Origin of the sequence: Pseudomonas sp. GM50 (genome assembly GCF_000282375.1) — a bacterium.
Lineage (GTDB): Bacteria > Pseudomonadota > Gammaproteobacteria > Pseudomonadales > Pseudomonadaceae > Aquipseudomonas.
The window spans coordinates 54,824-66,657 of record NZ_AKJK01000041.1 but is presented as its reverse complement, the minus strand read 5'-3'; the positions used below and the strand labels follow the sequence as shown (position 1 = coordinate 66,657).

Annotated in this window: 13 protein-coding genes; 5 read left to right on the top strand and 8 right to left on the bottom strand. The window is 60.2% G+C overall.

Annotated elements, in window-relative coordinates:
• Positions 1-2: 2 nt before the first annotated feature.
• Positions 3-326 carry a DUF3392 domain-containing protein gene (locus PMI30_RS22495; protein ID WP_007897907.1) on the top strand — a complete coding sequence of 108 codons (324 nt, stop codon included), beginning with the start codon at positions 3-5 and terminating at the stop codon, positions 324-326.
• A gap of 131 nt (positions 327-457) precedes the next feature.
• On the opposite strand, the gene trmB is transcribed toward PMI30_RS22495, so the two are convergent.
• The 4 genes from trmB to PMI30_RS22515 form a co-directional block, all read right to left on the bottom strand.
• Positions 458-1,183 (bottom strand): tRNA (guanosine(46)-N7)-methyltransferase TrmB, encoded by a 726-nt coding sequence (trmB, locus tag PMI30_RS22500; RefSeq protein ID WP_008007408.1) that lies wholly within the window; start codon positions 1,181-1,183, stop codon positions 458-460.
• Positions 1,184-1,192: 9 nt separating this feature from the next.
• Positions 1,193-1,987: a thiazole synthase gene (locus PMI30_RS22505; RefSeq protein ID WP_007897902.1), complete on the bottom strand. Its 795-nt coding sequence runs from the start codon at positions 1,985-1,987 to the stop codon at positions 1,193-1,195.
• 60 nt (positions 1,988-2,047) lie between these two features.
• Positions 2,048-2,248 (bottom strand): sulfur carrier protein ThiS, encoded by a 201-nt coding sequence (gene thiS, locus PMI30_RS22510; RefSeq protein WP_007897898.1) that lies wholly within the window; start codon positions 2,246-2,248, stop codon positions 2,048-2,050.
• A 188-nt stretch (positions 2,249-2,436) separates the two neighbouring features.
• Positions 2,437-2,805, bottom strand: coding sequence for a DUF423 domain-containing protein (locus tag PMI30_RS22515; RefSeq protein WP_008007406.1), 369 nt, complete (start codon positions 2,803-2,805; stop codon positions 2,437-2,439).
• Between the two features lie 72 nt (positions 2,806-2,877).
• Here PMI30_RS22515 and mtgA point away from each other — a divergent pair, with 72 nt between their 5' ends.
• The gene (gene mtgA, locus PMI30_RS22520) at positions 2,878-3,600 is read left to right on the top strand and encodes a monofunctional biosynthetic peptidoglycan transglycosylase (RefSeq protein ID WP_032835050.1); all 723 of its coding nucleotides are present in this window, start codon (positions 2,878-2,880) and stop codon (positions 3,598-3,600) included.
• A gap of 181 nt (positions 3,601-3,781) precedes the next feature.
• On the opposite strand, the gene rpoH is transcribed toward mtgA, so the two are convergent.
• The 4 genes from rpoH to ftsY form a co-directional block, all read right to left on the bottom strand.
• Positions 3,782-4,636, bottom strand: a complete 855-nt coding sequence (gene rpoH / locus PMI30_RS22525; protein ID WP_007897890.1) for an RNA polymerase sigma factor RpoH — start codon at positions 4,634-4,636, stop codon at positions 3,782-3,784.
• A 113-nt stretch (positions 4,637-4,749) separates the two neighbouring features.
• Positions 4,750-5,778, bottom strand: coding sequence for a permease-like cell division protein FtsX (gene ftsX, locus PMI30_RS22530; protein ID WP_008007402.1), 1,029 nt, complete (start codon positions 5,776-5,778; stop codon positions 4,750-4,752).
• Positions 5,775-6,446: a cell division ATP-binding protein FtsE gene (ftsE, locus tag PMI30_RS22535; protein ID WP_007897888.1), complete on the bottom strand. Its 672-nt coding sequence runs from the start codon at positions 6,444-6,446 to the stop codon at positions 5,775-5,777. The genes ftsX and ftsE overlap by 4 nt, the downstream gene beginning before the upstream one ends.
• A complete protein-coding gene (gene ftsY, locus PMI30_RS22540; RefSeq protein WP_008007400.1) occupies positions 6,443-8,026 on the bottom strand; it encodes a signal recognition particle-docking protein FtsY in 1,584 nt (527 codons plus the stop codon). The genes ftsE and ftsY overlap by 4 nt, the downstream gene beginning before the upstream one ends.
• 344 nt (positions 8,027-8,370) lie before the next feature.
• On the opposite strand from ftsY, the gene PMI30_RS22545 reads away from it, so the two are divergent.
• Genes PMI30_RS22545 through rsmD form a run of 3 tightly spaced genes read left to right on the top strand, consistent with a single transcriptional unit; the run spans position 8,371 to position 11,826 of the window.
• Positions 8,371-9,726 (top strand): M16 family metallopeptidase, encoded by a 1,356-nt coding sequence (locus PMI30_RS22545; RefSeq protein ID WP_008007398.1) that lies wholly within the window; start codon positions 8,371-8,373, stop codon positions 9,724-9,726.
• Positions 9,719-11,209, top strand: a complete 1,491-nt coding sequence (locus PMI30_RS22550) for a M16 family metallopeptidase (protein WP_008007396.1) — start codon at positions 9,719-9,721, stop codon at positions 11,207-11,209. The genes PMI30_RS22545 and PMI30_RS22550 overlap by 8 nt, the downstream gene beginning before the upstream one ends.
• On the top strand, positions 11,209-11,826 hold the full coding sequence (gene rsmD, locus PMI30_RS22555; RefSeq protein WP_008007393.1) for a 16S rRNA (guanine(966)-N(2))-methyltransferase RsmD: 618 nt from the start codon (positions 11,209-11,211) through the stop codon (positions 11,824-11,826). The genes PMI30_RS22550 and rsmD overlap by 1 nt, the downstream gene beginning before the upstream one ends.
• Positions 11,827-11,834: the final 8 nt, after the last annotated feature.

Sequence of the window (11,834 nt, the reverse complement as noted above, 5' to 3'; positions counted from 1 at the left end):
GAATGGATCTGGTACTCGACCTGCTCGCCACCGTGTCCCGCTGGAGCCGTAGCAATCTGTCGGAAATCTCTCTGGCACTGGTGGGCTGCTTGCTGGTGCTGTTTGGCGCCGACATCAAAGGTTGGGTCGACCAACGCCTGGGCAGCATCGCCGGCGCCTTGCGCGTCCCGCTGATGGCCCTGCTGTGCATGGTCGGCAGCGGCGTGGCGCTGATCTATGCAACGCCATGGATCATCAAAGGCCTGAGCCAGTTCAACAACTACAGCCTGGCGCCGGTGTTGTTGGTGGTGCTGGTGTTGATCGGGGTTGTGGCAGACCGCCGCTGATCTCAGTTACAACCGAAAACAACTGTGGGAGCGAGCCTGCTCGCGATGGCGTCATAACATTCAACATCTTTGTTGACTGTCAGACCGCTATCGCGAGCAGGCTCGCTCCCACAGTTTTTACAGCGTTGTACTTAAGACTGTTTTTCGAACTTCAGATCCCACACGCCATGCCCAAGGCGTTCGCCGCGGCGTTCAAACTTGGTGATCGGGCGTTCGGTCGGGCGCGGGACGCATTTGCCGTCTTCGGCGAGGTTGCGGTAACCCGGCGCGACGCTCATCACTTCCAGCATGTACTCGGCGTACGGTTCCCAGTCGGTGGCCATGTGCAACACACCGCCGACCTTCAACTTGCTACGCACCAGCTCAGCGAACGATGCCTGAACGATACGACGCTTGTGGTGACGGCTCTTGTGCCAAGGGTCCGGGAAAAACAGCATCAGGCGATCGAGGCTGTTGTCGGCGATGCAACGGTTGAGCACTTCGATCGCATCGCAATCGTAGACGCGCAGGTTGGTCAGGCCCTGAGTCAGCACGCCATTGAGCAGCGCACCGACACCCGGACGGTGAACCTCAACGCCAATGAAATCCTGCTCCGGCGAGGCCGCGGCCATTTCCAGCAGCGAATGACCCATGCCGAAGCCGATTTCCAGCGAGCGCGGCGCTGAGCGACCGAACACCTGATCGAAGTCCACCGGCGCATCGGCCAAAGGCAGTACGAACAGCGGCGTACCTTGGTCCAGACCACGTTGCTGGCCTTCAGTCATGCGCCCGGCGCGCATCACGAAACTCTTAATGCGGCGGTGTTGACGCTCGTCGCCTTCTTCCGTCTGGATTGGCGTGTCGTTTGATTCAGTCATCAATGGCTCTTACTTGATCAGACCATCCAGCGGCGAGGAGGCGCTGGCATAGAGTTTTTTCGGCATGCGGCCGGCGAGGTAGGCCAAGCGACCTGCAACGATGGCGTGTTTCATGGCTTCAGCCATCATGATCGGCTGCTGGGCATGGGCGATGGCCGAATTCATCAGCACCGCTTCGCAACCCAGTTCCATGGCAATGGTGGCGTCGGAGGCGGTACCGACACCGGCATCTACCAACACCGGGATCTTGGCTTCTTCGAGGATGATCTGCAGGTTGTACGGGTTGCAGATCCCCAGGCCCGTGCCGATCAAACCGGCCAGCGGCATCACCGCGATGCAACCGATTTCCGCCAGTTGACGGGCAATGATCGGATCATCGCTGGTGTAAACCATCACGTCGAAACCTTCCTTGACCAGCACTTCGGCGGCCTTGAGGGTTTCGATCACGTTGGGGAACAGGGTTTTCTGGTCCGCCAGCACTTCCAGCTTCACCAGGTTGTGGCCGCCGAGCAGCTCACGGGCCAGGCGGCAGGTGCGCACAGCCTCGGTAGCGTCGAAGCAGCCGGCGGTGTTAGGCAGGAAGGTGTAGCGATCCGGCGACAGGACTTCGAGCAGGTTTGGTTCGCCCGGGTTCTGGCCGAGGTTGGTGCGGCGCACGGCGAAGGTGACGATCTCGGCACCCGAGGCTTCGATGGCCAGGCGGGTTTCTTCCATGTCGCGGTACTTGCCAGTACCTACCAGCAAACGCGACTGGTAAGTACGACCGGCCAGGACGAAAGGCTTGTCGCTACGAACGATGCTCATGGGAAATCCTCTGTAGGGGTGAGGTTCTTGCAGAATTCTGTGCCCATCAGGGCCGGGCGACTAGCCGCCGCCGATGGCGTGTACCACTTCAACGGAATCGCCGTCGTTCAGCGTGGTTTCAGCGTGCTGGCTGCGCGGGACGATATCCAGATTGAGCTCGACCGCCACCCGGCGCCCGGTCAGTTCCAGACGGGTCAGCAGGGCCGCAACGGTTTCACCGTCGGGCAGTTCAAGGGATTCGCCGTTCAATTGAATGCGCATACCGAATGCCGCCATCATTTTTAGGGGCTGGCATTCTAGCCCGATCAGTCAGGCCGACCCAAGCCATTCGTCTTGAAACCAGATCCCGTAGGAGCGAGCGATGCGGCGATCCGACTTGCCCGCGAAGGCGGTGTGTCAGTCGACATCATTTCCGAATGACACACCGCCTTCGCGGGCAAGCCTCGCTCCTACGCCCGCCAGGCGGCAAGCCCCAGGCAAACCCAGCCGACCAGGAACGCCAGGCCACCGAAGGGCGTAACGATCCCGAGCTTGCTGATACCTGTCACCGTCAGCAGGTACAGGCTGCCGGAAAACAACAGAATGCCGATAGCAAAGGATGCGCCGGCCCAGGTGATCAGTCGACCGGGAATCTGCGTGGCCAGCAGCGCTACACCCAGCAACGCCAGGGTGTGCACCAGTTGATAGGTGACGCCCGTATGGAAAATCGCCAGGTACTCAGCGCTCAGGCGGCTTTTCAGGCCATGGGCGGCGAATGCGCCCAAGGCAACACCGGTGAAGCCGAAAAAAGCAGCCAGCATCAGGAAGCCACGCAACATGAAGAACTCCAGTCAGACTCGATCAACAGGGTCTGTATAATGGCCGGCTCAACGGGTTCGGCCAAGCTCTCTATGTTGCAGTTAATTTTCCGTCGTTTCACGAAGGCCCTGCTCTGGTTCGCGGGTGGCAGCGTATTGCTGGTGCTGATCTTTCGCGTGATACCGCCACCGGGGACCGCGTTGATGGTCGAGCGCAAGGTCGAATCCTGGTTCGACGGCGAACCCATTGACCTGCAACGCACCTGGAAACCCTGGGATGAAATCTCCGACGACCTGAAAGTCGCAGTGATTGCCGGCGAAGATCAGAAGTTTCCCGAGCATTGGGGCTTTGATATCGGCGCGATTCAGGCGGCGTTTGCGCATAACGAACGCGGTGGCTCGATTCGTGGCGCCAGCACCCTGAGCCAGCAGGTGTCGAAGAACCTGTTTCTGTGGTCTGGCCGCAGCTGGCTGCGCAAAGGCCTGGAGGTCTGGTTTACCGGGCTGATCGAGGTGTTCTGGCCCAAGCAGCGGATTCTTGAGGTGTACCTCAACAGCGTCGAGTGGGATGAAGGGGTGTTTGGCGCCGAAGCGGCGGCTCGGCATCACTTTGGTGTGGGCGCTCGCTCGATATCCCGACAGCAGGCAAGTTTGCTGGCTGCGGTACTGCCGAACCCGCGGGTGTGGAGCGCCAGTCATCCAACCTCTTACGTTGCAAGACGGGCCGGGTGGATTCGCCAGCAGATGAGTCAATTGGGCGGGGATAGCTATCTGCTCGGGCTCAACGATTCGCGCCGGGCACCTTGGTCTCAGTAACTCGACGCAGAACCTGTAGGAGCGAGGCTTGCCCGCGAAGGCGGTGTGTCATTCAGCAGTGATGTGTCTGACACACCGCCTTCGCGGGCAAGCCTCGCTCCTACAAGGGGTCGGTGTAAGCGGGCACCAACAAAAACGCCCCGATCAATGATCGGGGCGTTTTTTATTGCCGGCGCGCAGGTTACGCAGCGATCGACAACTTGAGCTTGTTCATCGCGCTCTTCTCGAGCTGACGAATACGCTCGGCCGACACGTTGTACTTCTGCGCCAGGTCGTGCAGCGTGGCTTTTTCTTCTGCCAGCCAGCGCTGGTAGAGGATGTCGCGGCTGCGGTCGTCCAGCACTTCAAGCGCTTCATGCAGGTTGTGGTTGGAGTTGTCGCTCCAGTCGGCGTCTTCCAGTTGACGGGCCGGATCGTACCGGTGGTCTTCCAGATAGTTGGCCGGCGACTGGAATGCACTGTCGTCGTCCGCTTCCGCGGCCGGGTCGAAAGCCATGTCATGGCCGGTCAGGCGACTTTCCATCTCGCGCACTTCCCGCGGCTCTACGCCGAGGCTTTCCGCCACGCGATGGACTTCCTCGTTGTTCAGCCAGGCCAGACGTTTCTTCTGGCTGCGCAGGTTGAAGAACAGCTTGCGCTGGGCCTTGGTGGTCGCGACTTTCACGATCCGCCAGTTGCGCAGGATGAACTCGTGGATTTCCGCCTTGATCCAGTGCACCGCAAAGGACACCAGGCGTACACCCATTTCCGGGTTGAAACGCTTGACCGCTTTCATCAGGCCGACGTTGCCTTCCTGGATCAGGTCAGCCTGGGCCAGGCCGTAGCCGGAATAGCTACGGGCAATGTGTACGACAAAACGCAGGTGGGCGAGCACCATCTGCCGAGCCGCCCCCAAATCCTGCTCATAATAGAGACTCTCGGCCAGTTCACGCTCCTGCTCCGGTGTCAGCAATGGAATGCTGTTCACCGTGTGCACATAGGCCTCCAGGTTCGCACCCGGGACCAGAGCATATGCAGGCTGCAAAGAATTGGTCATACGAAAAAACCTCCGACTTACATAACTCGTGCAGTTCAGCACTGCGAAAATTGACCGGAAACCAAAAAACAAGTTCCCATAAACGCTGAAAGGTCAATACGAGCAAAATGATATTACTTTGGCGCAAGCTCCCGCAGGTGGCGTGCGACTGCAATCCATGCACCGATATACCCCAACAGCACCGCGCCAAGCAAGAGCGATAGACCGTCGGCAACTGGCACTCCGGCCAGCGCAAAATCACTGCCGTACAAACCGGCCAGTCCAACCACCGCGTCGTTCAGCCAGTTCAGGCCGAACGCCAATACACCCCAGGAAAGAATCCCCGCACCAAAGCCATAAAGCGCACCCATATACAGAAAGGGCCTGCGCACATAGCTGTCAGTGCCGCCGACGAGTTTAATCACTTCTATCTCTGTGCGGCGGTTTTCAATATGAAGACGAATGGTATTGCCTATCACCAAAAGTAATGCAGAAACCAAAAGCACGGTCAGACCGAAGACAAATCGGTCGCCCAGCTTGAGGATGGCTGCCAGACGCTCGACCCAGACTAGATCAAGTTGCGCCTGTTGTACCTTCGGTAATTCGGAAAGTTTTTGTCTCAATGCTTCAAGCGCGGGCTTGTCGACCTCGTTCGGGGTCACCAGGACCACGCCCGGCAGCGGGTTTTCCGGGAGTTCCTTGAGCGCTTCGCCCAGCCCGGACTGCTGCTGGAACTCTTCCAGCGCCTGATCGCGACCCACGTATTCGGCGTCGGCCACGCCCGGTATGCCCTTGATCTGTTCGCGCAACGACTCGCCCTGTTCAGGGCTGGCATCGAGTTGCAGGTACAGGGAAATCTGCGCCGCACGCTGCCAGGAACCGCCGAGACGCTCGACGTTACTTAGCAAAAGTGACAGGCCCATCGGCAAACTCAGGGCTACAGCCATCACCATGCAGGTGAAAAAGCTGCCAATCGGGTGCTTGCCCAAGCGGCGCAAGCTGTCCAGCAGACTGGCGCGATGGCTTTCGATCCAGGCGCGGAACAGCGTAGGGAAATCCGGGCCATCGTCATCGTCGCGCTTTTTCTTCTGCGACTGCGGTTGCGGATCGGCGGCTTTCGGGGCCACGCGCTCGGAAACCTTGGGGCTACGTGTTGCACTCATACGCCAGCCTCCCCGTCGCCGATCAATCGGCCACGCTGCAGGGTGAGCATGCGATGACGCATGCGGGCAATCAGTGCCAGATCGTGACTGGCGATCAGCACGCTGGTGCCCAGACGATTGATGTCTTCGAACACACCCATGATTTCTGCCGCCAGACGCGGATCAAGGTTACCGGTGGGTTCGTCCGCCAGCAGCAAGGCTGGACGGTGAACGATGGCGCGAGCGATACCGACGCGTTGTTGCTGGCCGGTGGACAGGTCGCCGGGGTAGAGATCGGTTTTGTCCGAGAGCGCCACGCGCTCCAGGGCCGAGTCCACGCGCTTGGCGACTTCGGCCTTCGACAGGCCAAGGATCTGCAGCGGCAACGCGACGTTGTTGAACACCGTGCGATCGAACAGCAGCTGGTGGTTCTGAAACACCACGCCGATTTGCCGCCGCAGGAAGGGGATTTGTGCATTGCTGATGGTGCTCAGGTCTTGCCCTGCCAGCAGCAATTTGCCGGTGGTCGGACGCTCCATCGCCAGCAGCAGGCGCAACAAGGTGCTTTTACCGGCGCCAGAATGGCCGGTAACAAACAAGAATTCGCCCCGACGGACTCGAAAGCTCAGCTCATGCAAGCCGACGTGACCATTCGGGTAGCGTTTACCGACCTGCTCGAAACGAATCATGAACGCTCCCGCTCGGCAAACAATGCCTGGACAAAGGGTTCTGCTTCAAAAGTACGCAAATCGTCGATGCCTTCGCCGACACCGATGTAACGAATCGGCAAGCCAAACTGCTTGGCCAGGGCGAAAATCACCCCGCCCTTGGCGGTGCCGTCGAGCTTGGTCAGCGCCAGGCCGGTCAATTCGACGGTCTGGTTGAATTGCTTGGCCTGGTTGATGGCGTTCTGGCCGGTACCGGCGTCGAGCACCAACAGCACTTCGTGCGGCGCATCGGCGTCGAGCTTGCCGATCACCCGGCGAACCTTTTTCAGTTCTTCCATCAGGTTGTCTTTGGTGTGCAAACGACCGGCGGTGTCGGCGATCAGCACGTCAATACCACGGGCCTTGGCGGCCTGCACGGCATCGAAGATGACCGAAGCCGAGTCGGCGCCGGTGTGCTGGGCGATCACCGGGATCTTGTTGCGCTCACCCCAGACCTGCAATTGCTCCACCGCGGCGGCGCGGAAGGTGTCACCGGCGGCAAGCATGACTTTCTTGCCTTCCAGCTGCAGTTTCTTCGCCAGTTTGCCGATGGTGGTGGTCTTGCCGGCGCCGTTGACGCCCACCACCAGAATCACGAACGGCTTGTTCTGCGAGGTGATTTTCAGCGGTTGCTCGACGGGCTTGAGCATCGCTGCCAGCTCGGCTTGCAGGGATTTGTACAACGCGTCGGCATCGGCCAGCTCTTTGCGGGCGACTTTCTGAGTCAGGCGCTGAATGATCACCGAGGTCGCTTCGACGCCGACATCGGCGGTCAGCAGACGGGTTTCGATGTCTTCGAGCAACTCGTCATCAATGATTTTCTTGCCGAGGAACAGGCTGGCCATGCCCTCGCCAATGCTGGCGCTGGTCTTGGACAAGCCTTGTTTGAGACGAGCGAAGAAGCCGGCTTTGGTCTCCTCGGTACGCACAGGCTCGACCGGTGTTTCAACGGGAGCAATGGGCGTGGTGGCGACAGGAGCGATAACCGGTGCAGGTGCAGGTGCAGGTGCAGGTGCAGGTGCAGGTGCAGGTGCAGGTGCAGGTGCAGGTGCAGGTGCAGGTGCACGCTCTGGCACTTGAGCAACCGGAGCAACCAATGCCGGCACTTCAGGCTCTGGAGCAACCAGCACAGGCTCGGCCACAAACACAGGTTCAACGACCGGTTCAACCACTGGTGCGCGAACCGGCTCAGGAGCAAACGCGGTCGGGGCTGGAATCGGTGGGGTAATGTGCGGCGCTTGCTCATCTTCGACCAACGCCACCGGCTCTTCCGCCACCGGCAACGTCAGCCACGGCTCGGCGGCTGGTGTCAGCGGCAACGGGGCCACGACTACGGTTTCAGGCTCAGGCGCAGGCTCGGCCGCGGGTTGCAGCACCGGCTCGGCGATCGGCAGGACAACCGGCGCAGGCTCTTGCTCCATGACCGGCGCAGGTGTTGGCTCAGGAAGTGGCTGTGGCTGTTCGACAACGGGTTCCTGCGGCTTTTTGCGCAGCCATCCGAACAGGCTTTTCTTCTCGCCAGCCGCAGCTGGGGTCTTCTTGTCGTCGTTGGAACCAAACATGGAGGACGGCTATCTCACGGTAGCGACGCGCCAAAGGGCGCCTCGGCAATAAATAATTCGATGCAGAACAGACTGCGATTCATCCAGCTTGTTCACGCGCAACATTTTGTCGAGGTACCAACGGCACCTCAAAGGTTGATTAATACGAAGGACTGGAACGGCATCGTCGGCGAAAACGCAGAGTTTAGCCGACAAACTCAAAGCCCAAGCCGCAAACCCAAACAACCTACTGACCGATCAAAGGCCTGATAGGCGTGGCCGCCAGTAAAACGGATCAGTATCCTAGCACCCTCTCGCCCGCCGACGCTAAGACCAAGCGGGCAGCCCAACAGGTTTAAAAACGAATGAATGCTCTAGCCCGCCGCGCTGCAGGCCTGCTGTTCAGCACAGTTTGTCTGCCACTTTCAGCCCTGGCTGCCGATCCACAACCCACCCACGAATTCACCCTCGACAATGGCCTGAAGGTCGTTGTGCGCGAAGACCATCGTGCGCCGGTCGTCGTTTCCCAGGTCTGGTACAAGGTCGGCTCAAGCTATGAGACCCCGGGCCAGACCGGGCTGTCCCACGCGCTGGAACACATGATGTTCAAGGGCAGCAAGAAAGTCGGCCCCGGCGAAGCGTCGCTGATCCTGCGCGACCTCGGTGCCGAAGAGAACGCCTTCACCAGCGACGACTTCACCGCGTATTACCAAGTGCTGGCCCGTGATCGCCTGGGCGTGGCCTTCGAACTGGAAGCCGACCGCATGGCCAATCTGCGCCTGCCAGCCGACGAATTCACCCGCGAGATCGAGGTGATCAAGGAAGAACGTCGCCTGCGCACCGACGACAAGCCGATGTCCAAGGCTTACGAACGCTTCATGGCCATGGCCTACCCCGCCAGCGGCTATCACACGCCGACCATCGGCTGGATGGCGGACCTCGACCGCATGAAGGTCGAAGAACTGCGCCACTGGTATCAATCCTGGTATGTGCCGAACAACGCCACCCTGGTGGTGGTCGGTGACGTGACCCCGGACGAAGTCAAAACCCTGGCCCAGCGTTACTTCGGCCCTATCGCCAAGCGTGACGTGCCACCCGCGAAAATCCCGCTGGAGCTGGCCGAGCCCGGCGAACGGAAGATCACCCTGCATGTGCAGACCCAATTGCCGAGCCTGATGCTGGCCTTCAACGTGCCGAGCATCGCTACCGCCGAAGACAAGCGCTCGGTGAACGCTCTGCGCCTGATCTCCGCACTGCTCGACGGCGGCTACAGCGGCCGGATCCCGACGCAACTGGAACGCGGCGAAGAGCTGGTGTCTGGCGGTTCGTCGAGCTACGACGCCTACACCCGTGGTGACAGCCTGTTCACTTTGTCGGCCACGCCGAACACCCAGAAGAAAAAAACCATGGCCCAGGCGGAAGCCGGCCTGTGGAAACTGCTCGAACAGCTGAAAACCACCGCGCCGTCCACTGAAGAGCTGGAGCGCGTGCGAGCGCAGGTCATTGCCGGCCTGGTCTACGAGCGTGACTCGATCACCAGCCAGGCCACCGCCATCGGCCAACTGGAAACCGTCGGGCTGTCCTGGAAACTGATGGACACCGAACTCGCCGAACTGGAAAACGTGACCCCGCAAGACATCCAGAAGGCCGCCAAGCTGTATTTCACCCGCGCACGTCTCAGCGTCGCCCATGTACTGCCAGAGGAGACGACTCATGAGTGAGCGTAAAAAACCGCGCCTGGCCCTGATCGGTCTGGTCGTCATTGCACTGCTCGGGGCTGCCGCCTTCTATTTGTCCAAGTCTGACGAAACCAGTGCCAGCGAAGCCCTCGACAAAGCCAAGGCGAGCCAGAAACTGCAATCGTTGGCGGAACTCGACGGCAAGGCCCCAAGCCATCGCTCACTGAACGTGCAGACCTGGAACACCGCCGAAGGCGCCAAGGTGCTGTTCGTCGAAGCCCGTGAGCTGCCGATGTTCGATATGCGCCTGATCTTCGCCGCAGGCAGCAGCCAGGACGGCGATGCATCCGGCCTGGCACTGTTGACCAACGCAATGCTCAACGAAGGTGTGGCCGGTAAAGATGTCAGCGCTATCGCTCAGGGCTTCGAAGGCCTGGGGGCCGACTTCGGTAACGGCGCCTATAAAGACATGGCGATTGCCTCGCTGCGCAGCCTCAGTGCCGCGGACAAACGCGAGCCTGCCTTGAAGCTGTTCGCTGAAGTCGTCGGCAAACCGACCTTCCCCGCCGACTCGTTTGCCCGCATCAAGAACCAGATGCTGGCCGGCTTCGAATACCAGAAACAGAACCCCGGCAAACTTGCCAGCCTGGAGCTGATGAACCGCTTGTATGGCGATCACCCGTACGCGCATTCCAGCGATGGCACGGCGAAAAGCATTCCACCGATCACCCTGGCGCAGTTGCGGGCCTTCCATCAGAAAGCCTACGCTGCTGGCAACGTGGTGATTGCACTGGTGGGCGACTTGTCGCGCGCCGAGGCCGAAGCGGTTGCCGCACAAGTGTCCGCCGACCTGCCCAAAGGGCCGGCCCTGGCGAAAATCGAACAACCGACCGACCCCAAGTCCAGCATCGGCCACATCGAGTTTCCGTCCAAGCAAACCAACCTGATGATCGCGCAACTGGGCATCGACCGTGACGATCCGGATTACGCAGCGCTGTCGCTGGGCAATCAGATCCTTGGCGGCGGTGGCTTTGGCACCCGATTGATGAGCGAAGTGCGCGAGAAACGTGGCCTGGCCTACGGCGTATATTCGGGTTTCAGCCCGATGCAGGTTCGCGGCCCGTTCATGATCAACCTGCAAACCCGCGCCGAAATGAGCGAAGGCACGCTAAAACTGGTGCAGGACGTGCTCGCCGACTACCTTAAAACCGGCCCCACCGAGAAAGAACTCGACGATGCCAAGCGCGAACTGGCCGGCAGCTTCCCGCTGTCCACCGCCAGCAACGCCGATATCGTCGGGCAGCTCGGCGCCATGGGTTTCTACAACTTGCCGCTGAGCTACCTGGAAGACTTCATGCAACAGTCCCAGAGCCTGACCGTCGAGCAAGTCAAAACCGCATTGAACAAACACCTGAGCACGGACAAACTGGTCATCGTCAGCGCTGGCCCGACCGTGCCACAAAAGCCGTTGCCGGCCCCTACTGACAAACCTGCCGAGCAACCGCTCGGGGTTCCGGAGCATTAATGGCCCATCCATCGCGTCCTAAAAAACCTGTTCACAACGTGCACAACGGTGTGAATCAACTGCGCATCATCGGCGGTGAATGGGGCAGCCGAAAGCTGAGCTTCCCCGATGCGCCAGGCTTGCGTCCAACGCCGGACCGAGTCCGTGAAACCCTGTTCAACTGGCTCGCGCCTTATGTCGCCGGGGCCAAGGTACTTGATCCGTTTGCCGGCAGCGGTGCGCTGTTTCTGGAAGCTTTGTCCCGTGGCGCAGCAATGGGCCAGGCACTGGATGCCAGCAACATTGCGGTAGCGAGCATCAAGGAACATCTGGGCACCCTGCGCTGCACGACCGGTCAGGTACAGACTGCCGACGCCTTGCGCTATCTCGAAACCCAAGCGGCCACGGCGTTCGATCTGGTGTTTCTCGACCCGCCGTTTAATCAGAATCTATTGCCGGCCGTTTGCACTTTGCTCGAAGAGCGTCAGTGGCTGAGTGACGATGCGTGGGTCTACACTGAAAGCGAAACGGCACCGTCGATATTGGGTTTGCCAGAAAATTGGCGCCTGCATCGGGAGCAAAAATCCGGACGAGTGTATTACGCGTTGTGGCAACGTATGGCAGGGATCGCCGGCTAGTCCGGCCT

What these genes read in the sequence shown, in the direction of transcription:
- PMI30_RS22495 (WP_007897907.1), top strand. Translation starts at nt 3, where the DNA reads ATGGATCTGGTACTCGACCTGCTCGCCACCGTGTCCCGCTGGAGCCGT.
- trmB (WP_008007408.1), bottom strand. Translation starts at nt 1,183, where the DNA reads ATGACTGAATCAAACGACACGCCAATCCAGACGGAAGAAGGCGACGAG.
- PMI30_RS22505 (WP_007897902.1), bottom strand. Translation starts at nt 1,987, where the DNA reads ATGAGCATCGTTCGTAGCGACAAGCCTTTCGTCCTGGCCGGTCGTACT.
- thiS (WP_007897898.1), bottom strand. Translation starts at nt 2,248, where the DNA reads ATGCGCATTCAATTGAACGGCGAATCCCTTGAACTGCCCGACGGTGAA.
- PMI30_RS22515 (WP_008007406.1), bottom strand. Translation starts at nt 2,805, where the DNA reads ATGTTGCGTGGCTTCCTGATGCTGGCTGCTTTTTTCGGCTTCACCGGT.
- mtgA (WP_032835050.1), top strand. Translation starts at nt 2,878, where the DNA reads ATGTTGCAGTTAATTTTCCGTCGTTTCACGAAGGCCCTGCTCTGGTTC.
- rpoH (WP_007897890.1), bottom strand. Translation starts at nt 4,636, where the DNA reads ATGACCAATTCTTTGCAGCCTGCATATGCTCTGGTCCCGGGTGCGAAC.
- ftsX (WP_008007402.1), bottom strand. Translation starts at nt 5,778, where the DNA reads ATGAGTGCAACACGTAGCCCCAAGGTTTCCGAGCGCGTGGCCCCGAAA.
- ftsE (WP_007897888.1), bottom strand. Translation starts at nt 6,446, where the DNA reads ATGATTCGTTTCGAGCAGGTCGGTAAACGCTACCCGAATGGTCACGTC.
- ftsY (WP_008007400.1), bottom strand. Translation starts at nt 8,026, where the DNA reads ATGTTTGGTTCCAACGACGACAAGAAGACCCCAGCTGCGGCTGGCGAG.
- PMI30_RS22545 (WP_008007398.1), top strand. Translation starts at nt 8,371, where the DNA reads ATGAATGCTCTAGCCCGCCGCGCTGCAGGCCTGCTGTTCAGCACAGTT.
- PMI30_RS22550 (WP_008007396.1), top strand. Translation starts at nt 9,719, where the DNA reads ATGAGTGAGCGTAAAAAACCGCGCCTGGCCCTGATCGGTCTGGTCGTC.
- rsmD (WP_008007393.1), top strand. Translation starts at nt 11,209, where the DNA reads ATGGCCCATCCATCGCGTCCTAAAAAACCTGTTCACAACGTGCACAAC.